We start from the raw sequence: 23,315 nt of genomic DNA on the forward strand, positions 1-23,315 counted from the left end.
ATCACTCCCACGTGTACTTCCCGGCAAAGGGCCTTGCGCTCGCAGGGACGATCCTGGTGTAGTTCGCCTTTACGAGCGGTTCCGCGTCGAGCCCGAAATCGGCTGCAAACTCCCGGATGACCGGGGCGATCCGTGCCCTGTCCTCATCGGTGAGCGGCAGTTTCTTTGCCCCTGCAGCGAGGCAGGCTTCGTCCACGTCTCCGCGGATGACGATCTCGCCGCCGTGGATCCCGCTCCCGATCTCCCGGGCTTTCATGGCCCCGTCGAGACCGAGGACGAGCAGGAGGCCGCCCGCCATGTACTCGCCGAGGAACGTCTGTGCCGACCCGCCGACGACCAGTATGGGCCGCTGCGTCTCGTACTGCTTCATGTGGATCCCGCCCCGGTAGCCGATGTCTCCGCGGACGAAGATCTTGCCGCCCCGCATGCTGTGCGCCACCGCGTCGCCGGCGCTCCCGTGGATCACCACCTTCCCGGAATCCATCGTGTTGCCGGGAGCGTGCTCCGCGTTGCCGTCGACGATGACGGTCGGCCCGCTCATGAACATGGCGAGATCCCCGCCAGCGACGCCGTTAACCCGGATGGTGGCGTTCCCGCGGAGACCGTTGCCGATGAACCGCTGCCCGAGGACGTTATTGACGACGATCTCGTCGGCCCCGTCCTCGATAGCCTTCCTGATCTGCTGGTTCAAGGGGGTGTAATGCACTCCCTTCGCATCGATCGTGACCTGTTTTGCCATTTTGCTCACGCTCCCACCGACTTGACGTCGAGAATTTCGAGGAGCCCCTCGTCAAGCATGTAGCCCCGGAGCCGGTCGCGGTTGCCCCGCAGGCTCTCGATGCTGTTGATACCGGCCGCGCCCATCAGTTCGGTGATCTCGAGCGTCCAGGCGTGGATCAGGTTTGCGATCTGCTTCGATGCCACGTCGGGGTCCAGGCGCGCCACGAGGTCCGGACGCTGGGTAGCGATTCCCCAGGGACAGAGGCCCTGGTAACAGTTCCCGCAGACCCGGCAGCCCATCGCCACGAGCGCCGCGGTACCGATGTACACGGCATCGGCGCCGAGGGCGATTGCCTTTATGACGTCGGTGCTCTCCCGGATGCTGCCGCAGGCGATGAGAGAGACCTCGTTTCGGAGGCCCTGTTTTCGGAGTTCCTGGTCGGCGGTCGCGATGGCGACTTCGATCGGGATACCGACGTGGTCGCGGAAGACCCGCGGTGCTGCGCCGGTGCCGCCGCGGAACCCGTCGATGGCGATGGCGTCCACCCCGGACCGGGCAACGGCCGCGACGTTCTCGGCGTTGTTGTTGACGGCCGCGATCTTCGCAAAGATCGGTTTCTTCCGCTCCGTCGCTTCCTTGACGGAGTTGACGAGCTGGGGGAGATCCTCGATGCCGTAGATGTCGTGGTGCGGCGCAGGGCTGATCGCGTCGCTGCCCTGCGGGATCATCCTTGTTCTGGAGACGTCCGCACTCACCTTCTCACCCGGGAGGTGCCCGCCGATGCCGGGTTTTGCGCCCTGCCCGAGTTTGAGTTCGATTGCGGCGCCGCGCTCCAGGTAATCGACGTTCACGCCGAACCGCCCGGAGGCGACCTGGACGATCATCCGGTCCTGGTAGGGGTAGAGACCGGGATGGAGTCCGCCCTCGCCGGTACCCATGTAGGTGCCGGTCTCCTTTGCCGCCCGGGCCATCGCCACGTGGGCGTTGAGGCTGAGCGCACCGTAGCTCATGTGGCCGAGCATGATCGGCGTCTCGAGCATGAGGTTCGGCGTGAGTTCCGTGGAGAGTTCGACGTCGCCGTTCGGCTTCTGCGTGAAGTCCAGCTTCGACGGCTTCTTCCCGAGGTAGGTCCGGAGTTCGACGGGCTCGCGGAGCGGATCGGTCGGGGGCGTGGTCACCTGGCAGGCGTCCAGCATCAGGTGGTCGAAGATGATCGGGAGGTTCGCGACGCTCCCCATCCCGGCAAGGATGATCTTACCCGTCCGGGACTGGTTGTAGATCGACTCCCTGACCGCCCTGGTCCAGACCGGGTGGCTCCGGTAATCGCAGGGGTGCTCCTGGAGCATGATGGCGTCCCGGGGGCAGTAGGTGAGGCACCGGTGACAGGCGGTGCAGTTCCGGGAGTTGATCAGGATCCGGTTGCCGTCCCACCGGAAGACGCCGTAGGGACAGTTCTCGACGCAACGCCCGCATTCCATGCACTGCTCGCGGTCGATGGTGATCCGGTACCGGAGCGGCATGCTCCCGAAGTTGCTGCTCATGGGGCAACCCTCCCGATCACCGGCTCGCCTGCAGCCGGTCTCCTGATCGACTCGACGCAGGGCTCCATGGCGCGGATAGCCGTCTCTTCGCTTGCGATGTAGAGGCGGTCGCCGCACTCGCCGACGACCATCGGCCGGAGTTTGCCCCGGTCGGTGAACCCGATCATCGTATCGGGGTTCGCGGCCACGACGGTGAACGGCCCGTTCATCGTCGCGGAGCCGTAGGCGAACCGGAGCGCCCGGTTCAGGTTCTGCTCGGCTTCGGGCATCCGGTCGATCTCATCCCAGTAGGGTGGGGCGAGCGCGCGGATGGCGAGGTCGATCCCAAGACCGTGCTTGCGCGTCAGAAGGTCGATTAAGTAGGCGATGACCTCGCTGTCGGTGCCGGTCGAGCAGTTGTAGCCGAAACTCTCTACGTAGCGCCGGTTGGCCCCGTAGGTGGTGGTCTTTCCGTTCTCCACGACACTCCAGTCATGCAGGTTGAACGGGTCGGGCCGTTCCCACAACTCAGGGTTGCTCGTCGCGTAGCGGTTGTGCGCGAGCCAGATGTAGCCCTCGTAGTCCTGGATACGGTAGTAGTCCGCCACATCCTCCGGCCAGCCGCTGGCCTTGAAAAGGCCGACGTTCTTGCCGGACGAGACTATCTCGGCACCGTTCGCACTCGCGTTGATCTGCATCACGATACTCGTGACGACGTCCTTCTCCGGCGACGCGCTTCCCGGAGCAAGGGAAGCGTCGGGCTTGAAGAAGTAACGCCAGGGGGTACAGTTTGCCTTGAGATTCGGCTGGTCGCAGGTGGGGATCGCCTCGTCGTGTTCGATCGTTCCCCACTGCTCCAGTGTTGCATCGACAATCGCTTTGCTCTTGCCAGGATTGTCGAAGAAGACGTGGAGCGCGTAGCAGTCCCGGTAGTCGGGGTAGATGCCGTAGGCGACGTACCCCGCCCCCTCGCCGCTGCCGCGCTCATTCATTATGGAGAGGGCTTCCCGGATGCCGGAACCATCCATCATCTGGCGCCTCTTATCCATTACACCAAAAATGCCGCACATGGTTACCTCGGTGAATACGTTCTGTTGCCGTTTTCTAGAACTCTGCCCGGGAATATTTGTGTCAATAGGTATTTATTTCATCGGATAGAAGAAGACTTCCACATGTCCCGTGATGCCACTTCTGCAATGCTCGAGCGCATCGAACAGGATAACGTCAGATTCCTCCGTCTTCAATTTACCGACCTCCTGGGCATGCCCAAAAATGTCGCGATCCCGGTGAAGCAGGCCGAGAAGGCACTGACCACCGGCATCGGGTTCGACGGGTCGTCGATCGAGGGGTTTGTCCGGATCGAGGAGTCCGATATGGTGCTCAAACCCGACCTCTCGACCTACACCCTCCTGCCATGGAGGTCCGGGGACTACGCGGAGGCGCGTTTCGTCTGCGATGTCTACAAGGCCAGCGGCAAACCGTTCGAAGGCGACCCGCGCTACGTGCTCCGGCGGGCGATGGAGGACGCCGCGAAGGACGGCTACGTCTTCAACACCGGCCCGGAACTGGAGTTCTTCCTCTTCCGGATGCACGAGGGGCGGCCGACCACGCAGTTCCAGGATGTCGGCGGCTACTTCGACCTCGCGCCGACCGATCTTGCGGAAGACGTCCGGCGCGAGATCATCCTCGCGCTCACCGAGATGGGGTTCGAGATCGAGGCGTCCCATCACGAGGTCGCCGAGAGCCAGCACGAGATCGACTTCAAGTACAGCGACGCGCTCCACACGGCCGACAACGTCATCTCCTTCAAGTTCGCCGCGAAGACGATTGCGCTGATGCGCGGCCTGCACGCGTCCTTCATGGCAAAGCCCATCTACGGCATCTGCGGGAGCGGGATGCACACCAACTGCTCGCTCGCGAAGAACGATAAGAACGCGTTCTACGACCCCGAAGCGCCGCTCCAACTCTCCAGGACCTGCATGCACTTCATCGGCGGGCTGCTCAAACACGCAAAGGCGATCACCCGGGTTGCGAACCCGACGGTCAACTCTTACAAACGGCTCGTCCCGGGCTATGAAGCGCCCTGCTACGTCAGCTGGAGCGCCGGCAACCGTTCCGCCCTGGTCCGGGTTCCGTCGCCCCGCGGCAACAGCACCCGGGTCGAGTTCCGCAGCCCCGACCCGACCTGCAACCCCTACCTCGCCTTCGCCGCGATGCTCACCGCCGGGATGGAGGGCGTCCGGGAGAGGATCGAGCCGCCGGTAGGCGTCGATACAAATATCTACCATATGTCGATCGAGGAGCGGAAAGGCGCCGGGATCGAGACGCTGCCCGGAGACCTTTACGAGGCGAACCAGGCCCTGCTCGCCGACGATCTCATCTGCAGGGCGTTCGGCTCCCACGTCGTCGAGGCGCTCACGAGCGTTGCCGAAGCCGAGTGGGACGCCTACCGGACGGCTGTCCACCCCTGGGAACTCGACCGGTACCTGGCGACCTACTGAACTCTTTTTTTTGGCGGATTGCTGCCGCCTCTTTGTGGTGTAAAAAAGCAGGGCTTCTATGATCTTTTCGGGCCGGCCGGCCTCAGCAGCACTGCTGTTTGCCGTCTTCCTCCCCCTCGAGGAGGAGCTTGCCGAAGAGCACCCGCTCGATCGTCGCGGCCACGTACTTCATCCGCTGAGCCGTCTCCATGTCCTCGTAGCGGTGGATGTCGGCGTAGACCTGCAGGCGGACGAGGCCGAACCGGAGGCGGTCGAGATCGTCGTCCCCGAGTTCCGAGGCCTCGCGGTAGATGGGCTCGAGCAGGAAGGGGAACTCCTCGAACTCTTCGAGCGCCTCGACGACCCGCGCGAAGACCGGGAGGCCCTCCCCCCGGCCGGCAAGAATCCTCGAGTAATCCATATTACTCCTCGATCTGGTCTACCAGAGCCTGCATGATGGCGTCGAAACTCTTCCAGGTCGGGCTCTCTTCGGCTTTGGCCTTGCGGATGATGAACGGCCTTCCTTCGTCCGCTGCCTTGCGCATCTCCGGATCGAGCGGAATGGAGCCGAGGAAGGGCACCCCGAGTTGCTCCGCCTCTTTCTTGCCGCCGCCCCTGCCGAAGATATCGATCTCCTCCTTGCAGTGGGGGCAGATGAAGCCGCTCATGTTCTCGACGATCCCGAGCACCCGGAGTTCGAGTTTCTTGATGAACTCGGCCGCTTTGCTCGAGTCGAGGACCGCGACGTCCTGCGGGGTGGTGACGATGACCGCGCCTGCGATGTTCGGGGCGAGCTGGGCGACGGTGAGCGCCTCGTCGCCGGTGCCGGGCGGAAGGTCGACGATCAGGTAGTCGAGATCGCCCCAGTTGACGTCCTCGAGGAACTGCCGGATGACCGTCATCTTCATCGGTCCGCGCCAGATCACGGGAGTGTTGCGCTCCGGGAGGAGGAACGCCATGGAGATGACCGCGAGGTTGCCGGTGATCTTGACCGGTTCGATGATCTTCCCGTCGTAGGACTGGAGGCGGGCTTCCTCGATCCCGAGCATCTTCGGGATGTCCGGGCCGTGGATGTCGAGGTCGATGAGTCCCGTATTAAAGCCGCGGTTGGCGAGGGCGTAGGCGAGGTTTGCCGAGACCGTGCTCTTCCCGACGCCGCCTTTCCCCGAGAGGACGAGGACGACGTGCTTGACGCTGACATCGGCCTTCGGTGGGAGGCCCTTCGGGGCATCCGCATTTCTCGGGTCGTCGCATTTGGTTGCAGACGGGCAGCTCGCGCAGTTCCCGGTGCAGGTTTCCTTATTGGGTTCGTTCGTCTGAGTCATAGCAAGTATCCTCTGCGGTATAGTATCCTTCTAGAGAAGGATCTAAAGCTACTATATATTAACGACAATTGCAACAAAAAGGTATAGGTGGTAGCACGTAACCCTGTTCTGCCCCCGGCGCACCTTTTCGGACACAGGGTCACCCCTGCCGGCGGGGATAGAGAGGGTCGACCGTGCCGTTGCCTTTGAGTGATGGTTCGAGATCGCCGCTCTCGAGGGCGTTCCTGCCGTTTTTTAAGATGTTGACGAGTAAGCTCGGTCTTTCACTGTTACGGTGTCTTTTTCGCTCGTATCCTGCGGAACTGTCTACCCTCGTGCATATCCGGCTGATATTGTTTCCTGGCGCCCGGGTATGACGTGATGTCTTTTCTTTTAAGGGGAAGTTAATCATTTTCTTCGTCCCGCAGTCTTATTACCCAAAACGAGGTCATATGGACATGGTGACAACCTATGAACGGCTATGCAGGAAAGATCCTCCACGTCGATCTCGCGAGAGAACAGACAGCGGAGGAGCCGTTTCCCGAAGAGTGGATGCGGGCGTACATCGGCGGGAGGGGGCTTGGGGTTCGCATCATCGGGGACCTGGTGAACCCGGGCAGCGATCCTCTCGGCGCTGAGAACGTGCTGGTCTTCGCCACCGGGCCGGTTGCGGGGAGCGGTCTTCCCCTGGGATCCCGGTACGATGTCGTCACGAAGTCTCCGCTGACCGGGACGATGACCAGCGCGAACTCCGGCGGGAAGTTCGGCACCGGCATGAAACGTGCGGGCTACGATGCGGTGGTGATCCGGGGTCGGGCACAGAGGCCCGTCTACCTCCTCCTCGACGACGGGCATGCGGAGGTCAGGGACGCTTCGGAGCTGTGGGGCATGACGACGAGCGAGACGGCCGCGGCCATAGGGGAGGATCTTGGCGATCCCGGTGTGAGCGTGGCCTGCATCGGCCCCGCGGGCGAGCACCTCGTCCGGATAGCCGGCGTCATCAACGAGACCTCGCGGGCCGCAGGGCGCGGGGGTGTCGGCGCCGTGATGGGATCGAAGAACCTGAAAGCCGTCGTCGCCCGGGGGAGCGGCCGGATCACCGTTGCCGACCGCGACCGGTTCCTTGCCCTTAAATCAGAGATCGCCGAAAAGATCCGGGAGAATGCCATCTCGGGCGGCGGGCTGCCCCGGTTCGGGACGGCGGTCCTCGTGAACGTCATCAACGAGAACTACATCCTCCCGACCCGGAACTTCCAGACCGCACACTTCCCTGCCGCGGAGAACGTCTCGGGGGAGCGGATGGCCGATACCATCCTCGCCGGAAAGATGGGATGCCAGGGCTGCATCATCCAGTGCGGCCGCGAGGTTGAGGTCGGGGGGAAGCGGACGGCAGGTCCTGAGTACGAGACGATCTGGGCGTTCGGCCCCGATTGCGGGATCGATGACCTTGCGGCCATTGTGGAGGCGAACAATCTCTGCAACGACCTCGGCCTCGATACGATCTCCGCCGGGTCGACGATCGCCTGCGCCATGGAGCTCTCGGAGAAGGGCTACATCGACGAAGAAGTCCGGTTCGGCGACGCAGAGCGGATGGTCGACCTCGTCCACCGGATCGGCTACCGCGACGGCATCGGCGACGAACTCGCCGAAGGATCCTTCCGCTTCGCAAGGCGTCACGGGCACCCCGAACTCTCCATGAGCGTCAAGCGGCAGGAACTCCCTGCCTACGATCCCCGGGGGCTGCAGGGGCACGGTCTTGCCTACGCCACCTCGGTCCGGGGCGGCGACCATGTCTACGCCTACCTGATCGCCCCCGAAGTGCTCGGGTCGCCGGAGAAACTCGACCCCTACTCGAGCGAGGGGAAAGCCGCCTGGACGAAGACGTTCCAGGACCTCACTGCCTTCATCGACTCATCGGGAAGCTGTCTCTTCACCTCGTTCCCGCTCGGGGCGGCAGACTACGGCGCGATGGTCTCGGCGGTCACCGGCTACGAGATCGATGCCGGCGAAGTGCTCCGGATCGGCGAGCGGATCTGGAACCTGCAGAAGGTCTTCAACATAAGAGCCGGGTGCACCCGGGAGGACGACACCCTGCCGCCGCGTCTCCTCCGGGAACCGCTCACCGAAGGCGCCCCGAAAGGCCGGGTCTGGGAGCGGGAGCCTCTTCTCGACGAGTACTACCGGGTCCGGGGATGGGACCGGGAAGGCCGTCCCACACCGGAGAAACTCCGCGACCTCGGGATCGGCGAGGAGGAGGCGGTGACCGCGCCGTGACCGCCCCTACCTTTTGATGTGCCACCCGCCCGTCGCTTCGGGGATACAGTCGATCTCCGGGGAGTAGGGTTTGATGTCCAGCACCGGGGTCCCGTCCAGGGCGTCGAGACCCCTGACCACCAGGACGTTGCCCTCCCGCCCGACAAGATCGACGATCCCGAGGCCGATCGGGTTCGGCCGGGCGGGCGAGCGGGTGGAAAAGACCCCCCTCTCCCGGGTTTCGCCCGGCGGTTTCGCGAAGAGAAGCCCGCGCTCCGCCCGGTCGAGCCAGTAGAGCACGATGAGGTGGCTGCTCCGCTCCACGCCTTCGAGCCCCGGGACGTAGGCGTCGAGGACATGGATCTCCGCGACGACATCCACGAGGCGCCCCTGCCGGGGGGCGTCGCCCCGCTCCCGGTAGGGCGACCGGACGACGCCGATGGGGATGCACTCCAGCGCAGCCATGCCGCTATCGCCTCCCCCGTCTCTTTGCATCGAGCGTCTCGTTGCAGAGGCGGTCCGCGACCTGGATGCAGGGGTGCTCCCGCGGGACGCTCTCGAACCCGACCTCCGCGAAATGACGCATCCGCCGCCGCACTTCCTCTGCAAGATCGGCGAGATGCTCTTTGGTGATGCGGTACCGTCCGGTGAGCTGGCGCACGACCAGTTCCGAATCCGACCTGACCTCGAGCCTGTCCCGGGTGAACTCCCGTGCGGCGTCAAGACCGTTGATGACGGCATGATACTCGGCCACGTTGTTGGTCGCGGTTCCGATGTAGCCGGAACGGCCGGCCACGACGGAGCCGTCCCGCACGATCACGTATGCCCAGGCGGCTTCTCCGGGATTACCCCGTGAAGCGCCGTCGGTATACAGCGTCACCTCATCGGTTTTTGTCACCGACGTCCCCTCCGGTCTGTCTCTCTCCAGATCATCTCTGGGTTGATCATCGATCTTTTGGGAGTTATTGGTATCGTTCCCCGGAGCAGGCGGCCCGCCACCGCAAAAAGTTAATATCCCGGCGCAGTAAAGGCGGGCCCATGCTGGATTCGGGCCGGATCATTGAGGACAGAACGATGCGCGACAGGTTGAGCGTTTTTGAGAACCGGACCGATGCCGGGAGGCAACTCGCGGCGCCCCTCTCGTCCCTGGAGATGGCCGCCGAACCGGTGATCTGCGCCATCCCTGCCGGAGGAGTGCCGCCGGGGCTTGAGGTGGCGCGGGCCTTGAAGGCCCCGCTCCGGATGGCGGTGGTGCGGAAGGTGCAGGTTCCCTGGGACCCGGAAGCCGGGTTCGGTGCCGTGACCTGGAACGGGCGAGTCTTTTTGAATCAGCCCCTCATGAATGCTCTCGATCTCTCGGAAGCCGAAGTGAACGCCGCCATTGCAAAGGCTAAAAAGAACGTGGAAGAACGAATAGCGAAGTTCGCCGGCGGCCGGGAGGAGCCGGGGATCAGGGACCAGACCGCGATCCTGATCGACGACGGCCTCGCAACCGGGTATACGATGTTCGCCGCAATCGAGGCTGCCCGGGCCGGGTCTCCCCATGAGATCATCGTGGCGGTTCCCACCGGGTCGCTCCACGCCGTCAACTTCATAGCCCGGAAGGCGGATTTCGTCGTCTGCTTAAACGTCAGAACCAGCCGCACCTTCGCGGTGGCGCAGGCATACGAGCGGTGGCACGACGTCACCGACCAGGAGGTGCAGGAACTGCTGATCCAGGCCCGGGACATGGGACTCTTATGATACGGGAGGGCGTTCGCCGCCCGGCATCCGGGGCGCTCGAGTTCCGCAACCTTTTTTATTACCCCGCGCCGAGAGGCCCTGTATGACCTCCGGCATTGCAAACCTGTTCGTCTCCCTCCGTTCGGCGGAGCTTCCCATCTGGAGCACCTGCGACGGCCCCGATCTCTCGCCGGAGCTGAGGATCCGCGGTCTAACGGATGAGATGCTGTCGATGGCGGTCTTTGCGCTGAACCCCTTCGAACCCGGGTGCTCCTTTACGACCTGGATCATCTGGAATCTCTCGCCGTCACCCCTGCTCCCGGAGGGCATCCCGCCGCAGGATGTCGTGACGGCTCCGGTGAATGCCGTCCAGGGGACGAACGACTACGGGAGCATCGGGTGGCGCGGCCCCTGTCCTCCTCCGGGCGAGACGCACCGCTGCCTCTTCAAGGTCTACGGGCTCGATGCCATGCTCGATCTCGCGCCCGGCGCAGGCAAGCACGACGTCATCAATGCGATGCGGGGCCACGTCCTCGGGTTCGGCGAGACCGTCGCCATGTACTCCCGGTGACCGCACGCACCATTTTTATACCATGGTTTTCGAAGGTGGGTGTCGACGGAGCCTGGCATGACGCAAAAACTGGTAGTAAACCTGGATTTCGAAGAGTTCCCCGAGGAATACACCTGCAGGGGAGCGAACCGGTCGCCCCCTATCCGGGTCGAAGGGATTCTCCCGAACATCAAGTCGCTCGCGGTCCTTGCGACGACGAGCCCCGAGGAAGGGCCGTCAAAGGTGGCGTGGGTTCTCTGGAACCTTCCTGCCGTTCCCCTGATTCCCGAAGGGTTCCCGGAAGGGGAGGTGGTGGAGTCGCCGCTCCATGCCGTGCAGGGCACGAATGATTTCGGCACCCCCGGTTACCGGGGGCCCTGCCCGGAGGCCGGAAGGGCCGAAGCCTACCTCTTCCGGGTCTACGCGCTCGACGTCGATCTTGCGCTCGCGCCCGGGGCGACCTGGGAGGAGATGGTCCGTGCGATGGACGGGTCGATGAACCAGTCCGGGGAGGCTGTAGTCTTCGCCATGGGATAGGGGGCCGAACGTGCGGCCTGCACCAAAAAGAGGGTGCCGGCCCCCTACATGGGTATGGGAGCGCCCATTTCCTGCATGGGGGGACTTTGTTTCTCGATATTCTTTGCAATTGCGGCCATCTCCTCCCCGAGCATCCGGACGATGTCGTCCATCGTGACGATCCCGATCAGTTTTCCCGCATCGTCGATGATCGGCATCCTCCGGATTCCCTCGGCGGTCATCTTCTGGATGGCCTCGTAGATCCCCATGCTGTCCTGGAACGTGATCACATCCCGGGTCAGGACATCCTCTGCCCGCACCTCGCCCGGGTTCTTCTCCTGCGCCATGACCCGGACTGCGAGATCGCGGTCGGTCAGTATGCCGGTGGGCCGGTTATCGCCGGTGACGACGACGACGCTTCCGACGTTCTTCTCCCCCATGATCTTCGCCACCTCCACCGCCGGCGTGTCCGGCGAGACGGCGACCACCTGCTCGCGGCAGCACTTCACAAGTCCCATATGCAATTCCTCCGTTTCGACGACTGACTCATGCCGGTATGGTATATGAACGTAACCCACTCACCGGGCTGCCCCTTCTCCTTATATGCAATCAGTGATAGATCGTACGTCACACAAAATGGACTGGCTGCTGATCGTTCTCACCGTAGCGGGTCTCTCGGTCTTCGAGATCGTCTCAAGCATCGATAACGCCATCATCAACGCCGACGTTCTCGCGACGATGGGGGAGAAAGCCCGCAGGTGGTTCCTTCTCTGGGGCCTGATTTTTGCAGTCTTCGTCGTCAGGGGGCTCCTGCCGTGGCTGATCGTCTGGGCGACGAACCCGTCGCTCGGTCCTGTCGATGCGCTGCTCGCGACGTTTTCAAACGATCCCGCGGTCACCGAGGCGATCGAGAGTTCGGCCCCGATCCTCCTGATCTTCGGAGGGACGTTCCTCGTCTTCCTCTTCTTCCACTGGCTCTTCGTGGAGGAGAAGACCTGCGGACTCCGGAGCGAACGGTTCTTCTCCCGGCAGAGCGTCTGGTTCTACGCTGTCGTCTCGATCCTGCTTGCGATCCTTGTCTGGTTCGCCCTGCAGGTCAACGTCATGATGGGGTTCGCGGCCGTGCTCGGGTCGACCGCCTTCTTCATCGTCCACGGGTTCAGACAGAACGCCGAGGTGCAGGAGGCCCGGCTCCGGAAGCCGGGGATGTCGGATCTCTCGAAGGTTGCCTATCTCGAAGTCCTCGACGCGACCTTCTCTATCGACGGCGTCATCGGTGCGTTCGCCTTCACCCTCTCGGTCCCGCTCATCCTGATAGGCAACGGCATCGGGGCGGTCGTGGTCAGGGAACTGACCGTCCGCGGCGTCGACCGGATCCGGAATTACTGTTTCCTCAAGAACGGGGCGATGTACTCCATCCTGGTGCTCGGAACGATCATGCTCGCGGACAGCTTCGGGTTCCATATCCCCGCCTGGCTCTCGCCGGTGGCGACATTCGCCATCGTCGGCTATTTCCTCTACCGCTCGGTGCAGGAGCAGAAGATGGGGCCGGCGGGCACTGCGTGACCCGCGCCTGCAGTTTCCCGTCGTCAGGGTTCGAAAAGGTTATCGAGTTATAGAGACGAAATATACGGCCATGACAAAACGTTCAATCGGTCCGCGAACGCTCCTCTACCCCCACCCGGACCTGATCATCGGAACCTACGACGCTTCCGGCCGGCCGGACGCCATGGCCGCGGCGTGGGGCGGCATCTGCTCGTCCCGTCCGCCGTCGGTGGCGGTCTCGGTGCAGAAGGCCCGGCAGACCTACGCAAACCTGGTGGAGCAGCGCGAGTTCACGATCAGCATCCCCTCGACGGACTACGTCCGGGAGGCCGATTTCTTCGGCATCGTCTCCGGCCGGGACGAGGACAAGTTCGCCGCGACCAACCTGACGCCGGTAAAGAGCGATCTGGTGAACGCTCCGTACGTCGGGGAGTTCCCGGTCGTCCTCGAGTGCCGGCTCCTCCAGACGGTCGAGATCGGCGTGCACACCCAGTTCATCGGGGAGATCCTGGACGTGAAGGTGGAAGAGAGCGTTATCGGGGAGGACGGCAAGCCCGATATCGAGAAGATCCGGCCGTTCGCCTACGATTCGATGCGGAAGGAGTACTACGGGTTTGGCGGCGTGCTCGCGAAGGCCTTCTCTGCGGGGAAGGAACTCAAACAATAACTCTAATTTCGCCTCAAGCGACACATCAGGTTCTTCCGGACGCTACAGGGCGCAGCCGTCCATTTCGGCCCTCCCCGGTGCCGGTTGGAGCGGCATCGACACCGGAGCGGTTTCCGCCTGCGCTGGAAACGACATCGTATAATGCAGGGTTACACGGATCAGTGCCGGGAACGCCGTTTATCGGCAAAGTACTCTATATTTGTCATTTAACTTCTGAATGATGCATTTCAGCGCCGTCTCACTGTTTCGATAAGTTATTATATGGTTGCTCGGGTATTCTTGGGAACTGGAAACATTGCAGATGGTTCAGTATTCCGTACTCTACGTCGATGATGAAACAGCCCTTCTCGAAGTCGGTAAGATATTCCTTGAGCGCTCGGGTACGCTCACCATCGAGACCGTCTCCTCTGCCCGGGAAGCCCTGAGCCGGCTCGGAAGGCAGCCCTGCGACGCCGTCATCGCCGACTACCAGATGCCCGGCATGGACGGCATCGAACTTTTGAAGGAAGTACGGCAACGTTTCGGAGATATCCCGTTCATTCTCTTTACCGGGCGCGGCCGCGAGGAGGTCGTCGTGGAGGCGCTCAATAGCGGTGCGGACGGCTACATCCAGAAAGGAGGCGACGCCCAATCGCAGTTTGCCGAGCTTGAGCACCGGGTCGTGCGGGCGGTGGAGCGCCGGCGTGCCATCCAGGCGCTGCGTGACTCCGAGGAGCGCTACCGCGCTCTCTTCGAGGGGGCGAACGATCCCATATTCATCTTCGAGGAGGACCGATTCGTCGACTGCAACTCAAAGGTTCTCGAGACCTTTCAGTGCACCCGGGAGTTCCTTATCGGGAAGACTCCCTGGGAACTCTCCAGCCCTGTGCAGCCGGACGGTCTCCCGGCGTTTGCGAGCGCTATCGAGAAGATGCGGGCGGCGTATTCCGGGCAGCCGCAGTTCTTCGGATGGCGGATCTCTACACCGAGCGGAAAGCGTTACGACGTGGAGATGAGCGCGAGCCGGGTGAACGTGAAAGGCCCGCGCCAGCTTCAGGCCATCGTCCGGGACGTCACCGCACGGAAGCAGACAGAAGCCGCGCTGATGGCCGCGAACCGGAAGATGCACCTGCTCTCCGGCATCACCCGGCACGACATCCTCAACCAGCTGACTGTCCTTCAGGGCAACCTGGAGTTCATGAGAGAGCGGATCACCGATCCGGTTCTCCTCGGGTACATGGACCGTCAGGAGCAGGTCATCGGGTTCATCGGCCGCCAGATTGCGTTCACCCAGGACTATCAGGACCTCGGGGTCCGGACCCCGGATTATCAGGGACTTCGAGAATGCGTGGCACGGGCGGCGGCGGACCTCAATTCCCGGGATCTCGCTCTCCTTGCCGAAGTCGGGGAGGTTGAGATTTACGCCGATCCGATGCTGGAGAAGGCATTCTACAATCTCTTTGAGAATTCGATCAGGTATGCCGGGCCGGCCCCGACGGTCAGGGTCCGGTGCCAACGCCAGGGGGGGAGCCTTATCATCGCCGTCGAGGACAACGGTTCCGGGGTACCAGCACACGAGAAAGAAAAGATATTCATACGTGGCTTCGGTAGGAACACCGGTCTCGGTCTCTTTCTCGTCCGGGAGATCCTCTCGGCCACCGGGCTTGCCATCCGGGAGACCGGGGAGCCCGGGAAAGGGGCACGGTTCGAGATACTGGTGCCGGAAGGCGGCTGGCGGGTCCGGGATGCCGGTGCCGCCGCCTGATTCTCACCGCCGCCGGTCCCGCTTCGCCTCGACCCACCGCTTTCTCTTCCCGCACCGTTCGCACCGCTGCTCCCACTCGATGACATTCGAGGAGTATTCGTCGTATCCCCGCTTCCTGCCCCACCGGTGGAGCCCGATTCTGCAGAGGATCTGTCCGATGGCCGTCATGGGTGTCTATATGCTAATCTTTCTTCCGGACGGATGAATGTTGGCTTCTCCCTCCGGTGAGCCTCTCCTGTGTCGACGCTCTCTCCAGGGACGCCCGGGAAGTTTTTTATTGGATACAAAACGATCTTCTAGAATCGGAAACCATAACGGGTGATCCTATGGCGTTTATTTACTACGGGCAGGGAGTATCGTCTCTCTACGACGATTTCGTGGAACGGCTGATGTCGCAGCTCGCGCTCAGGGGCACGGAGATCACGCACCAGAATATCGGGGATGCGTCTTCGAGGATGGATGTCCGGCATACCGGCGAAGAGGGGCACATGGAGATCACGGTCGACCGCGAGAACGTCCGGGTGAGTTACACCGTCGACCGGGAGCGCAAAGAGGTCAAGAAGGGGATCGCGGGAGCCATCGCCGGGGCAGGCCTCGGCGGTCTCCTTGGGGGCATCGTACGAGGCGACAGGGATGTCAGCGACGTCATCGGCGGTGCTCTCGGCGGTGCGGCGGCCGGCGGTGCATACGGGGCCTATGACGGCTACGAGTCCTCACGCGAGGATAGGACGGCGTTTGCCGAGGTGCTCGCGCAGGCGGTCAAAGACGTCGAGGACGAACTCCAGTCGATCATCGAGGGTCAGGAGGAGGCCCGCGAGGCGCTCCGCGAGCGCGGCCGGCAGAAGCGGGAGGAGGATGCGGCCCGGACCGAAGAGTTGCGCGAACTCCTGGAGGAACTCTACGGCGACCTCCTTGCCGTCCAGGAAGAGGTCGAGATTGCGGCCGCCGAGGGACTGGACGTCAAAAAGTCCCGGACGCGGACGGACCGGGCAGAGACCCTCTACCTGGAGGCGGAAGCGGCGCTCGACGACGGCAACCACGCCATCGTGAAGGCAAAGGCGAAAGCCGCCCGCGCCATGGTGGACGGCGCCCGGGAACTCCTCGATGCCGCCGAATAAGGTTCGGTCTCTCCTGAACTCTTTTTTCAGGGTATAATCTCGCAGCTGTTGTACTTCCGGTGAGCGAAATCCTCCATCCGGACTCTCCCGTCGCGGATGAGGGCCCGGATCTCGGGGAGCGCCGCCGAGAGCGCCGAATGGAGATTCTCCACCGTCCCGCAGACGGCCCGCCGGCCTTCCTCCGGCCAGGGGTGTGTGATATTTGAATAAAGACATCGGCCGCCGCAGAAGTCGAGAAGGTCGCATTCCGTGCAGGGGCTTCCCACGGTCGTCACCGGGAGGCGGAGGGGATCGGCGGTGGCGATGTGCCCGGCGTAGTAGTCCTTCATCCCGACCATGATCGGGCAGGGGGCGATATGCCCGTCGGTCATGATGCTGTAGTTCGCGTGGCCGCACCCGCACCGGAGCATGCTTGGCCGCGATAGGAGCATGTCCTCCACCGGGTCGATGAAGGGATACCACCGGAGCACCCTTCCTTTTTTGCGCATCGTCTCGACCCAGAACGCGACGAGCGACCGGATGCCGGGGTTGTAGTTCTCCTCCACCCACGCGGCGTAGTCCCGCAGGTGGTAGTCGTTCCAGAAGTTCGCGTCCATCTGCCAGTGGATGGCCGGAAAGGAGAACAAGTCGTTCTCCGTGAGGTAGCGGACGGCCTCCACGATATCGGTATCCTCGGTCACGGTCATCCGGGCGATCAGTTCGCCGGCAAAACCGCCTGTCACGAGGCCGTTGAGGTTTTTTATGATCCGGCGAAACGTCCCCTCCCCACGGTGTGTGTCGGTGAGTCCCTCGGGCCCGTCAATCGAGACCAGGATCGTGTCGAACCGGTTCGCGGTTCCGGGTTCGAGATGGTCGAGAAGCGTGCCGTTGGTGTGCAGGATCAGCGCCGATACCGGGGCGTCGCGGACGATCTCGCGGACGAGGTCGACGGCCAGCAGGGGTTCCCCGCCGTAGAAGGTCAGCACGGCGTCGGGGTCCTTCGCGAGGAACCGGTAGAGGTCGGCGAGGTTGATATCGAGGTCGACCGGAAGGTCTTCGTCGATGACGATATCGGGCAGTTCCGGCGGTTCGACGGTGAATGCCTTCCCCCGGCAGTAGGTGCAGCAGAGGTTGCAGTTGTCGGTCAGGATGAGATGGTAGTACACGGAGGGTCTCTTACTATTTGGTGGGCCGGGTGAAAAAAAGGTGAGGATGTGGGACTTTCAAATCTTCTCCGGACGACTCCGGTGCTGAACTTTTACAGATCAAGGAACTCTTCTTTTGTAAGGCGTGCCTGCTTCAGGATCGAGAGAAGCGTCCCGCGGGGAATTGGATCGCGTCGAGGAACGATGACAAGCAGTTTGCTCCCGTCGTCCCCGATTTTATAGAGAGCTACGTGGCTTCCCTTTCCCCGGTGAGGAGCGTAACCGAACCCGATTGCCTTCAACTTCTTTATGACGTCATCGGAAGAGATCTGAGGCAGCTTCGTCATGCCTCGACCTCAATGACCGAGGTGAACTTGTGCCGCGATGTCAGGATAGGCTCAATGTCCTGCAGCATCCCGAGTTCTCTTGCATTCTCCAGGTAGAGCTCGATCGCTTCACGGATATTATCCAGCGCTTCTTCCGGAGTATCGCCGCAACTGGCAACCTCGAGTTCCTGGCACTTTGAAACATAGGTCCCCTCTTCCTCCCAGATCAGAATAGTTAGTCGCACCTTTGTCAATGGTATCACCTTCGACCATTAACAGTTCATTCACCCGTTATAATATTCTTCTCACCGGGGATCGGGCGGTGATCGGATTTGAGAGTGGGTCATACCTTCAGACTGTCCATAAGGGTTAGGAGTTTGTATGCCTGTTCGTCGCTTCAGGCGCAAGACAGAATACCCTGCAGTGAGAACGGACTCCTATGCCTGAAGCGAAGAAAGAGAACCTCACCGAGCAGGTCATCGATCCCCGTGACCTCGTCGCCTACCAGCCGGGCTCGATCGTCAGCCGGATGCTCGTCTACACGAAGGCCGGTACGATCACGGTCTTTGCGTTCGACGCAGGCGAAGGGCTCTCGGAGCACACCGCGCCTTACGACGCCGTTCTCCAGGTCATCGACGGGGAGGCCCTTATCACCATCGCGGGCAAGGAGTATCCGATGAAGACAGGCGACCTGATCATCATGCCGGCGGAAATTCCCCACGCTGTCCACACCGTCACGCGGTTCAAGATGATGCTGACGATGATTCATGCCTGATCCCTCGGGAATAGGCCTTCTCTCAAAACCGGTCTGCAGGTTTTTTATATGCGGGCGACGGATCCCCTCCCTGGTAGGTTCCGGGAGATCGGTGTTGCCGGCATTCCAGGCCTCGTCGGGCGGAAAGACTTCACCATTCGGTCGATTTACTGCTGATACGGATCGTTCGGCATGGCCGGTGCACCCCTTCTTCCGGGGCACCTGCATCCTGTGGCGTAGACCCGTGAGATGATCGTATGGACGCACCCCTCTCCCCCGAAGAGTCCCGGACGACGGCATGGCACGCCCTACCGGCGGACGACGCAGCCGAAAACCTCGCCTCGCCGGAGGCGGGCCTCACGGACGAAGAGGTCGCCCGGCGGCGCGGGACCTTCGGGGAGAACGCACTCCCGCAGAAGCGGCCTCCGACGGTGTTTGAGGTCTTCCTTCGCCAGTTCACGAGTCCGCTCATCTACGTGCTCCTTGCAGCAGGGATCATCTCCGTCCTCTTCGCCGACTTTACCGACGCGGTCTTCATCTTCATCGTCATCCTGATTAACGCCGTCATCGGGACGTTCCAGGAGGTGAAGGCGGAGCGGAGCGCAACGGCGCTGCAACAGATGCTCAAGATCCATGCACGGGTGCGGCGGGACGGCCGCGAGGCGACCGTACCGGCAGAAGACCTGGTTCCCGGCGACCGCGTCGTCCTGGTGTCGGGCGACCGCGTCCCCGCCGACGTCCGTGTCATCAGGGCGCAATCACTCGCCGTCGACGAGTCGCTCCTGACCGGTGAGTCCCACGCGGTCGGGAAGAACACCGATCCCGTGGATGTGTCCCTGCCTCTCGGCGACCGCCAGAGTATGCTTTACGCCGGCAGCACCGTCATGACCGGCCGGAGCATAGGAGTCGTGGTCGCGACCGGCCAGAACACCGAGATCGGGCAGATCGCCGAGACGGTCACGGCGTCGGAGGCGGGCAAACCCCCGCTCGTCATCCGCATGGAAGACTTCTCCAAAAAGATCAGCATCGCCGTCCTTGCCGCCACCGGGGTGCTTGCGATCATCGTCCTCGGCCAGGGGGTGCCCCCCATCGAGGTCTTCTTCCTCGCCGTCGCCCTCGCGGTCTCGGCGATCCCCGAGGGCCTGCCGATCGCCCTGACCGTCGCGCTCTCGATTGCAGCGTCACGGATGGCCGGACGAAACGTTATCGTCCGGTTCCTTGCCGCCGTGGAGAGTCTCGGGAGCTGCACGCTGATCGCGAGCGACAAGACCGGCACCCTCACCGTGAACCAGCAGACCGCCCGGGTCGTCGCCCTGCCCACGGGCGAAATGTTCTCGGTCACCGGGGCCGGGTACGCGGGCGAAGGAGAGATCCTCGACGAGAGCGGCACCGCGGTCGCCGGCTCCGTCCGTGACCGGATAGAAAGCCTGGCCCGGGCCGCGACGATCAGCAACGAGGCCACCCTGGAGCGGAACGACGGGGGTGACTGGACGCACCGGGGCGATGCAATCGACGTGGCGTTCCTCGCGCTCACCTACAAGCTGGGGCTCGACCCCGCCGGTATCCGCGAGAGCGCACCGTCCGTCGCCGAGATTCCTTTCGAGTCCGAGCGCCGGTATGCCGCCGTCTGGTACCGGGAGGGCGAGGAGACCCTGGTGGCGGTCAAGGGGGCCATCGAGACCGTTCTCCCGTTCTGCCGCACCATGGCTGCAGGGCCGGGCAGAAGCATGCCCCTTGATCCGGACCGGGTGCAGGAGGAACTCGATAGCCTTACCTCCCGCGGCTACCGGGTGCTTGCCGTGGCTCACGGTCGTGCGGAGGGAGGGGTCTCTGCGGAGAACCCAGAGGTCCCTCCCCTCGAACTCCTCGGCCTGGTCGGGTTCATCGACCCGATCCGGCCCGACGTGCCCGACGCCGTGCGGCGGTGCCGCGACGCCGGGGTCGACGTGGTGATGGTGACGGGGGACCATCCCGCAACGGCTTTCGCCATCGCGCGGGAACTCAAGATCACGGACTCCCCCGACAGGGTCGTCACCGGCGCGGAACTGGGCGATGAAGAGATCCCGACGTTCACGGAGTTCATCGACCGGGTGCAGGGTGCCCGGGTCTTTGCCCGGGTGACGCCGCTGCAGAAACTCCGGATTGTCGAGGCATACCGTGAGAGCGGGGCATACGTCGCGGTCACCGGAGACGGGGTCAACGATGCGCCGGCGCTCCGGAGCGCGAACATCGGGGTCGCGATGGGCTCCGGGACCGACGTCGCCAAGGATACGGCGTCGCTGATCGTCACCGACGACGACTTCGCCTCGATCGTCGCCGGGATCGAGGAAGGACGGTACGCCTACGACAACGTCCGCAAAGTCGTCTACCTCCTGATCTCGACCGGATTTGCGGAGGTCCTCCTCTTCATGCTCGCCCTCCTCATAGGCCTGCCGCTGCCTATCCTTGCGGTCCAGCTCCTCTGGCTGAACCTGGTGACGAACGGCATTCAGGACGTGGCGCTGGCGTTCGAAGGGGGTGAGCCCGGCGTCATGAAACGACCACCAAGAAGACCCGAGGAGGGGATCTTCAACCGGCTGATGATGGAAGAAGTGCTTCTCTCCGGTACGGTCATCGCGCTGGTTGCGCTCGGTGCTTGGCACTGGCTTATCTCAAACGGGTGGGACGAGTTCGCGGCCCGGAACCTGCTCGTCCTGCTGATGGTACTCTTCGAGAATTTCCATGCCTTCAACTGCCGGTCGGAGTACCTCTCTGCGTTCCGCGTCCCCATCAGCCGCAACTACTTCCTGGTCGCCGGCGTCATTGCCGCCCAGGGTATACACATCCTCGCGCTCTACGTCCCCTTCCTTCAGGATGTCCTCCAGCTGCAGCCCGTCTCCCTGGTCGAGTGGCTCTCGCTGCTCGCCCTGGCCTCCTCGGTCGTGATCGTGATGGAGGTCTTCAAGGCGGTCCGGAGACACCGCCCTCCCGTTCACCGGACCGGGACAGGGGTCGGGGAGGCCCCCCACCGGTAGGGGAGGAAGACCTCGTTCACCCGGCTGCCGTCGGCAAGATCGGTCATGACGATGCTTCTTGCCGAGACGGTGTAGAGGGTGTCGTCCATGAAGAGCGACCGGCGCACGGCGTCGGGCGAGTCCCAGGTGTACGGGGAACCTTTCTCCGCGTGGGCGACCGTGCCCTGCAGGACGAACCCTTCTGCCGGGTTCACCCGGTAGACGTAAGCCCCCTGCCAGGCCGCGGTGCCGTAGGAGCCGGGGTACTTCGATTCGGCGTTCTCCACCCGTTTTATCTCGCTCACCGGGATGGCGAGGAGGTCCTTCTCTTTCACAAAGAGGAAGGCCTTGTGGTCGCGGAGGGCTTCCGAGTCGGTTCCGGGCTCCCCGATCACGACGTCGTCGATCGGGATCGGGTTATTCACGTCCGAGACGTCGAAGAGCGCGATCTTGAGCCCTTCCACCGAGACGCCGCCCCAGGTGTTCTCGCTCGTCTCTTTGCCGATGCCGATGATGTGGTCGGCGTCATAGGGGTGGAGGTAATCGGAGTAGCCGGGGATCTTGAGTTTCCCGAGGATGCCGGGGTGTTCCGGGTCCGAGAGATCGATGACGAAGAGGGGATCGATCCGCTTGAACGTCACGAGATACAGCCGGTCGCCGACGAACCGGGCGGCGTAGATCCTCTCGTCCGGCGCGATGTGCTCGAGCGTCCCGATGACCTCCATTGCGGGGTCGAGAACGTAGACGTTGTTATACTGGACCGACCCCTCACGCGTCCAGCCCTCGACGGTCGTCGCAACCCGGAGGTTCTCCTCGTACTCGTCGAGCGAGAACTGGTTCAAGAGGTGCCCGGGAACCCTGCCCATGGCCTCATACTCAATCCTTGCGTCATCGATCGCGAACCGGTGGACGATCGTCTGCTCCCGGCTGCCGGCGTAGTCGGGCGCCGTTCCGGGGGTCCCCATGTGGCGGTAGCGATGTAGAGGTTCTTCTGCGACGCAAAGAGGGTGGTGTCGTAGCCGAGGAGGAACGTCTCGGCGTCGGGAGTGGCCCTGTCGTTTTTGACGGAGAAGGCGCTTGCGGTGTAGAAGACGTAGTTCTGCAGCGGGGTTCCGGGGCGATAGACGTCGGGCAGGATGGGCTCGCTGCCGTCCGTCCGCACCTCGGGGAGGACGATCTCGTCCCGTATCCAGACGGGGGCCTCCCGCGTGAGGACGTAGACGTTGTCCCCGATCATCCGGGCGTCGTAGTAACTGCCGGTGAAGGTCCGGGTCCGGACCCGTTCGGGATCGCTCCGGTCGGCGATGTCGTAAATGTATGCGTGCGTCACCGCCCGCTGGACGGGAACGGGTGTCGCGCTCCCTTTCACGGTGGTCATGATCTCTTCCGTTCCGGTGACAAAGACCGTCAGGCGGTCGCCTGCAAGGAAGAGCGCCGTCGGGAACCCTTCGATCCGGGTTTCGGAGACGATCCTGGCATCCTCTGCCGGGAACGCTTCGAGGATCGCGATGGTCTCGCCCGATATGACGTAGATGTATCTTCCGTCGTTCTTCAGGAAGTCGGCCTCGTCCACGCCCTCTACCTGCACGTTCGTGGTTGAGTAGTCGCGTGCGGCCGACGGGGCGGGCGGCGCACTCGTCGGTGCAGGCGCGTCCATGGCGGTCTCCTGTCCGGTCCCCGCCATCCAGGGGTAGCCGTTACCGCTCTTCACTCCCTGCGCGTGTTCCTTCAGGAACGCTTCGATCTCTTCTTTCGACGAAAACTTCAGCAAGTCTCCCTGGGTCTCCTCCCCGCCGCCCTCCGACGCGAGGGCGGTCCCGATGATCGCGGCGATCACGAGACACCCGAGGACGGCCACCAGCACCGCGTTTCGGTTCCACATATCCGTTCACCTTCCGATAGGGGGAGATGCACGTCCCTATGCTTCAGGTTTGCGTAACCTACGAATATTTTCGAAGTCTTCGGGTGATGCGAAGTG

The 23,315-nt window shown here is 63.1% G+C and carries 25 protein-coding genes; 11 read left to right on the forward strand and 14 right to left on the reverse strand.

Annotated features, from left to right (window positions below):
- Position 1 precedes the first annotated feature (1 nt).
- The 3 genes from EI28_RS00280 to EI28_RS00290 are packed head-to-tail and all read right to left on the reverse strand — an operon-like array spanning position 2 to position 3,311.
- The gene (locus tag EI28_RS00280; RefSeq protein WP_048111720.1) at positions 2 to 739 is read right to left on the reverse strand and encodes a hypothetical protein; all 738 of its coding nucleotides are present in this window, start codon (positions 737 to 739) and stop codon (positions 2 to 4) included.
- 5 nt (positions 740 to 744) lie between these two features.
- A complete protein-coding gene (locus EI28_RS00285; RefSeq protein ID WP_048111721.1) occupies positions 745 to 2,262 on the reverse strand; it encodes a glutamate synthase-related protein in 1,518 nt (505 codons plus the stop codon).
- The gene (locus tag EI28_RS00290) at positions 2,259 to 3,311 is read right to left on the reverse strand and encodes a glutamine amidotransferase family protein (RefSeq protein ID WP_048111722.1); all 1,053 of its coding nucleotides are present in this window, start codon (positions 3,309 to 3,311) and stop codon (positions 2,259 to 2,261) included. The genes EI28_RS00285 and EI28_RS00290 overlap by 4 nt, the downstream gene beginning before the upstream one ends.
- A gap of 102 nt (positions 3,312 to 3,413) precedes the next feature.
- Between EI28_RS00290 and EI28_RS00295 the strand changes: the two genes are divergently transcribed.
- Positions 3,414 to 4,742: a glutamine synthetase family protein gene (locus tag EI28_RS00295; RefSeq protein ID WP_048111724.1), complete on the forward strand. Its 1,329-nt coding sequence runs from the start codon at positions 3,414 to 3,416 to the stop codon at positions 4,740 to 4,742.
- Positions 4,743 to 4,824: 82 nt separating this feature from the next.
- On the opposite strand, the gene EI28_RS00300 is transcribed toward EI28_RS00295, so the two are convergent.
- Together EI28_RS00300 and EI28_RS00305 are read right to left on the reverse strand one after the other, a co-directional pair.
- Entirely contained in the window at positions 4,825 to 5,142 is a 318-nt protein-coding gene (locus EI28_RS00300) for a hypothetical protein (protein WP_011843179.1), read from the reverse strand.
- Position 5,143: 1 nt separating this feature from the next.
- Complete coding sequence (locus EI28_RS00305) at positions 5,144 to 6,046, reverse strand: Mrp/NBP35 family ATP-binding protein (RefSeq protein WP_048111728.1); 903 nt, start codon at positions 6,044 to 6,046, stop codon at positions 5,144 to 5,146.
- A 450-nt stretch (positions 6,047 to 6,496) separates the two neighbouring features.
- Here EI28_RS00305 and EI28_RS00310 point away from each other — a divergent pair, with 450 nt between their 5' ends.
- The gene (locus EI28_RS00310; protein ID WP_048111730.1) at positions 6,497 to 8,299 is read left to right on the forward strand and encodes an aldehyde ferredoxin oxidoreductase family protein; all 1,803 of its coding nucleotides are present in this window, start codon (positions 6,497 to 6,499) and stop codon (positions 8,297 to 8,299) included.
- A 6-nt stretch (positions 8,300 to 8,305) separates the two neighbouring features.
- Here the strand turns inward: EI28_RS00310 and tsaA are convergent, their stop codons facing one another.
- Positions 8,306 to 8,743 carry a tRNA (N6-threonylcarbamoyladenosine(37)-N6)-methyltransferase TrmO gene (tsaA, locus tag EI28_RS00315; RefSeq protein ID WP_048111732.1) on the reverse strand — a complete coding sequence of 146 codons (438 nt, stop codon included), beginning with the start codon at positions 8,741 to 8,743 and terminating at the stop codon, positions 8,306 to 8,308.
- A gap of 4 nt (positions 8,744 to 8,747) precedes the next feature.
- The gene (locus EI28_RS00320; RefSeq protein WP_052379618.1) at positions 8,748 to 9,176 is read right to left on the reverse strand and encodes a ribonuclease HI family protein; all 429 of its coding nucleotides are present in this window, start codon (positions 9,174 to 9,176) and stop codon (positions 8,748 to 8,750) included.
- A gap of 140 nt (positions 9,177 to 9,316) precedes the next feature.
- Between EI28_RS00320 and EI28_RS00325 the strand changes: the two genes are divergently transcribed.
- The 3 genes from EI28_RS00325 to EI28_RS00335 all read left to right on the forward strand — a co-directional run bounded on the left by EI28_RS00325 (position 9,317) and on the right by EI28_RS00335 (position 11,087).
- A complete protein-coding gene (locus EI28_RS00325; RefSeq protein ID WP_048111735.1) occupies positions 9,317 to 10,021 on the forward strand; it encodes a phosphoribosyltransferase in 705 nt (234 codons plus the stop codon).
- Positions 10,022 to 10,103: 82 nt separating this feature from the next.
- The gene (locus EI28_RS00330; RefSeq protein ID WP_048111737.1) at positions 10,104 to 10,571 is read left to right on the forward strand and encodes a YbhB/YbcL family Raf kinase inhibitor-like protein; all 468 of its coding nucleotides are present in this window, start codon (positions 10,104 to 10,106) and stop codon (positions 10,569 to 10,571) included.
- A 57-nt stretch (positions 10,572 to 10,628) separates the two neighbouring features.
- A complete protein-coding gene (locus tag EI28_RS00335; RefSeq protein WP_048111739.1) occupies positions 10,629 to 11,087 on the forward strand; it encodes a YbhB/YbcL family Raf kinase inhibitor-like protein in 459 nt (152 codons plus the stop codon).
- Positions 11,088 to 11,131: 44 nt separating this feature from the next.
- On the opposite strand, the gene EI28_RS00340 is transcribed toward EI28_RS00335, so the two are convergent.
- Complete coding sequence (locus tag EI28_RS00340) at positions 11,132 to 11,584, reverse strand: CBS domain-containing protein (protein WP_048111741.1); 453 nt, start codon at positions 11,582 to 11,584, stop codon at positions 11,132 to 11,134.
- A 118-nt stretch (positions 11,585 to 11,702) separates the two neighbouring features.
- Between EI28_RS00340 and EI28_RS00345 the strand changes: the two genes are divergently transcribed.
- The 3 genes from EI28_RS00345 (at position 11,703) to EI28_RS13075 (ending at position 15,022) form a co-directional block, all read left to right on the forward strand.
- Positions 11,703 to 12,632, forward strand: a complete 930-nt coding sequence (locus tag EI28_RS00345; RefSeq protein WP_048111743.1) for a DUF475 domain-containing protein — start codon at positions 11,703 to 11,705, stop codon at positions 12,630 to 12,632.
- A gap of 70 nt (positions 12,633 to 12,702) precedes the next feature.
- Positions 12,703 to 13,278, forward strand: coding sequence for a flavin reductase family protein (locus tag EI28_RS00350; protein WP_048111745.1), 576 nt, complete (start codon positions 12,703 to 12,705; stop codon positions 13,276 to 13,278).
- Positions 13,279 to 13,579: 301 nt separating this feature from the next.
- Entirely contained in the window at positions 13,580 to 15,022 is a 1,443-nt protein-coding gene (locus tag EI28_RS13075; RefSeq protein ID WP_052379619.1) for a response regulator, read from the forward strand.
- Positions 15,023 to 15,025: 3 nt separating this feature from the next.
- Here EI28_RS13075 and EI28_RS14310 read toward each other — a convergent pair whose 3' ends face one another.
- Complete coding sequence (locus EI28_RS14310; protein ID WP_011843191.1) at positions 15,026 to 15,190, reverse strand: hypothetical protein; 165 nt, start codon at positions 15,188 to 15,190, stop codon at positions 15,026 to 15,028.
- A 158-nt stretch (positions 15,191 to 15,348) separates the two neighbouring features.
- On the opposite strand from EI28_RS14310, the gene EI28_RS00360 reads away from it, so the two are divergent.
- The gene (locus EI28_RS00360) at positions 15,349 to 16,140 is read left to right on the forward strand and encodes a hypothetical protein (protein WP_048111747.1); all 792 of its coding nucleotides are present in this window, start codon (positions 15,349 to 15,351) and stop codon (positions 16,138 to 16,140) included.
- A 26-nt stretch (positions 16,141 to 16,166) separates the two neighbouring features.
- Here the strand turns inward: EI28_RS00360 and EI28_RS00365 are convergent, their stop codons facing one another.
- From EI28_RS00365 to EI28_RS00375, 3 genes are all read right to left on the reverse strand, one after another.
- Positions 16,167 to 17,285, reverse strand: a complete 1,119-nt coding sequence (locus EI28_RS00365) for a TIGR04084 family radical SAM/SPASM domain-containing protein (protein WP_048111749.1) — start codon at positions 17,283 to 17,285, stop codon at positions 16,167 to 16,169.
- Positions 17,286 to 17,377: 92 nt separating this feature from the next.
- Positions 17,378 to 17,611 carry a type II toxin-antitoxin system HicA family toxin gene (locus EI28_RS00370; protein ID WP_048111751.1) on the reverse strand — a complete coding sequence of 78 codons (234 nt, stop codon included), beginning with the start codon at positions 17,609 to 17,611 and terminating at the stop codon, positions 17,378 to 17,380.
- The gene (locus EI28_RS00375) at positions 17,608 to 17,835 is read right to left on the reverse strand and encodes a type II toxin-antitoxin system HicB family antitoxin (RefSeq protein WP_231476498.1); all 228 of its coding nucleotides are present in this window, start codon (positions 17,833 to 17,835) and stop codon (positions 17,608 to 17,610) included. The genes EI28_RS00370 and EI28_RS00375 overlap by 4 nt, the downstream gene beginning before the upstream one ends.
- Positions 17,836 to 18,029: 194 nt before the next feature.
- On the opposite strand from EI28_RS00375, the gene EI28_RS00380 reads away from it, so the two are divergent.
- Both EI28_RS00380 and EI28_RS00385 read left to right on the forward strand, forming a co-directional pair.
- Positions 18,030 to 18,365 carry a cupin domain-containing protein gene (locus EI28_RS00380; RefSeq protein ID WP_048111755.1) on the forward strand — a complete coding sequence of 112 codons (336 nt, stop codon included), beginning with the start codon at positions 18,030 to 18,032 and terminating at the stop codon, positions 18,363 to 18,365.
- A gap of 236 nt (positions 18,366 to 18,601) precedes the next feature.
- Positions 18,602 to 21,358 (forward strand): HAD-IC family P-type ATPase, encoded by a 2,757-nt coding sequence (locus EI28_RS00385; RefSeq protein WP_048111758.1) that lies wholly within the window; start codon positions 18,602 to 18,604, stop codon positions 21,356 to 21,358.
- Here EI28_RS00385 and EI28_RS15240 read toward each other — a convergent pair.
- Complete coding sequence (locus EI28_RS15240; protein WP_255342059.1) at positions 21,316 to 22,251, reverse strand: beta-propeller domain-containing protein; 936 nt, start codon at positions 22,249 to 22,251, stop codon at positions 21,316 to 21,318. The genes EI28_RS00385 and EI28_RS15240 overlap by 43 nt on opposite strands.
- Positions 22,176 to 23,219 (reverse strand): beta-propeller domain-containing protein, encoded by a 1,044-nt coding sequence (locus EI28_RS15245; RefSeq protein ID WP_255342058.1) that lies wholly within the window; start codon positions 23,217 to 23,219, stop codon positions 22,176 to 22,178. Before EI28_RS15245 ends, EI28_RS15240 begins: the two co-directional genes overlap by 76 nt.
- Positions 23,220 to 23,315: the final 96 nt, after the last annotated feature.

Origin of the sequence: Methanoculleus sp. MH98A, assembly GCF_000691865.1 — an archaeon.
In the GTDB taxonomy this organism is placed as follows: Archaea; Halobacteriota; Methanomicrobia; order Methanomicrobiales; family Methanoculleaceae; genus Methanoculleus.

What these genes read in the sequence shown, in the direction of transcription:
- EI28_RS15245 (WP_255342058.1), bottom strand. Translation starts at nt 23,219, where the DNA reads ATGTGGAACCGAAACGCGGTGCTGGTGGCCGTCCTCGGGTGTCTCGTG.
- EI28_RS00360 (WP_048111747.1), top strand. Translation starts at nt 15,349, where the DNA reads ATGGCGTTTATTTACTACGGGCAGGGAGTATCGTCTCTCTACGACGAT.
- EI28_RS00380 (WP_048111755.1), top strand. Translation starts at nt 18,030, where the DNA reads ATGCCTGAAGCGAAGAAAGAGAACCTCACCGAGCAGGTCATCGATCCC.
- EI28_RS00330 (WP_048111737.1), top strand. Translation starts at nt 10,104, where the DNA reads ATGACCTCCGGCATTGCAAACCTGTTCGTCTCCCTCCGTTCGGCGGAG.
- EI28_RS00290 (WP_048111722.1), bottom strand. Translation starts at nt 3,311, where the DNA reads ATGTGCGGCATTTTTGGTGTAATGGATAAGAGGCGCCAGATGATGGAT.
- EI28_RS00280 (WP_048111720.1), bottom strand. Translation starts at nt 739, where the DNA reads ATGGCAAAACAGGTCACGATCGATGCGAAGGGAGTGCATTACACCCCC.
- EI28_RS00310 (WP_048111730.1), top strand. Translation starts at nt 6,497, where the DNA reads ATGAACGGCTATGCAGGAAAGATCCTCCACGTCGATCTCGCGAGAGAA.
- EI28_RS00350 (WP_048111745.1), top strand. Translation starts at nt 12,703, where the DNA reads ATGACAAAACGTTCAATCGGTCCGCGAACGCTCCTCTACCCCCACCCG.
- EI28_RS00385 (WP_048111758.1), top strand. Translation starts at nt 18,602, where the DNA reads ATGGACGCACCCCTCTCCCCCGAAGAGTCCCGGACGACGGCATGGCAC.
- EI28_RS00370 (WP_048111751.1), bottom strand. Translation starts at nt 17,611, where the DNA reads ATGACGAAGCTGCCTCAGATCTCTTCCGATGACGTCATAAAGAAGTTG.
- EI28_RS00285 (WP_048111721.1), bottom strand. Translation starts at nt 2,262, where the DNA reads ATGAGCAGCAACTTCGGGAGCATGCCGCTCCGGTACCGGATCACCATC.
- EI28_RS00325 (WP_048111735.1), top strand. Translation starts at nt 9,317, where the DNA reads ATGCTGGATTCGGGCCGGATCATTGAGGACAGAACGATGCGCGACAGG.
- EI28_RS00335 (WP_048111739.1), top strand. Translation starts at nt 10,629, where the DNA reads ATGACGCAAAAACTGGTAGTAAACCTGGATTTCGAAGAGTTCCCCGAG.
- EI28_RS00345 (WP_048111743.1), top strand. Translation starts at nt 11,703, where the DNA reads ATGGACTGGCTGCTGATCGTTCTCACCGTAGCGGGTCTCTCGGTCTTC.
- EI28_RS14310 (WP_011843191.1), bottom strand. Translation starts at nt 15,190, where the DNA reads ATGACGGCCATCGGACAGATCCTCTGCAGAATCGGGCTCCACCGGTGG.
- EI28_RS00305 (WP_048111728.1), bottom strand. Translation starts at nt 6,046, where the DNA reads ATGACTCAGACGAACGAACCCAATAAGGAAACCTGCACCGGGAACTGC.
- EI28_RS00300 (WP_011843179.1), bottom strand. Translation starts at nt 5,142, where the DNA reads ATGGATTACTCGAGGATTCTTGCCGGCCGGGGGGAGGGCCTCCCGGTC.
- EI28_RS00295 (WP_048111724.1), top strand. Translation starts at nt 3,414, where the DNA reads ATGTCCCGTGATGCCACTTCTGCAATGCTCGAGCGCATCGAACAGGAT.
- EI28_RS13075 (WP_052379619.1), top strand. Translation starts at nt 13,580, where the DNA reads ATGGTTCAGTATTCCGTACTCTACGTCGATGATGAAACAGCCCTTCTC.
- tsaA (WP_048111732.1), bottom strand. Translation starts at nt 8,743, where the DNA reads ATGGCTGCGCTGGAGTGCATCCCCATCGGCGTCGTCCGGTCGCCCTAC.
- EI28_RS00340 (WP_048111741.1), bottom strand. Translation starts at nt 11,584, where the DNA reads ATGGGACTTGTGAAGTGCTGCCGCGAGCAGGTGGTCGCCGTCTCGCCG.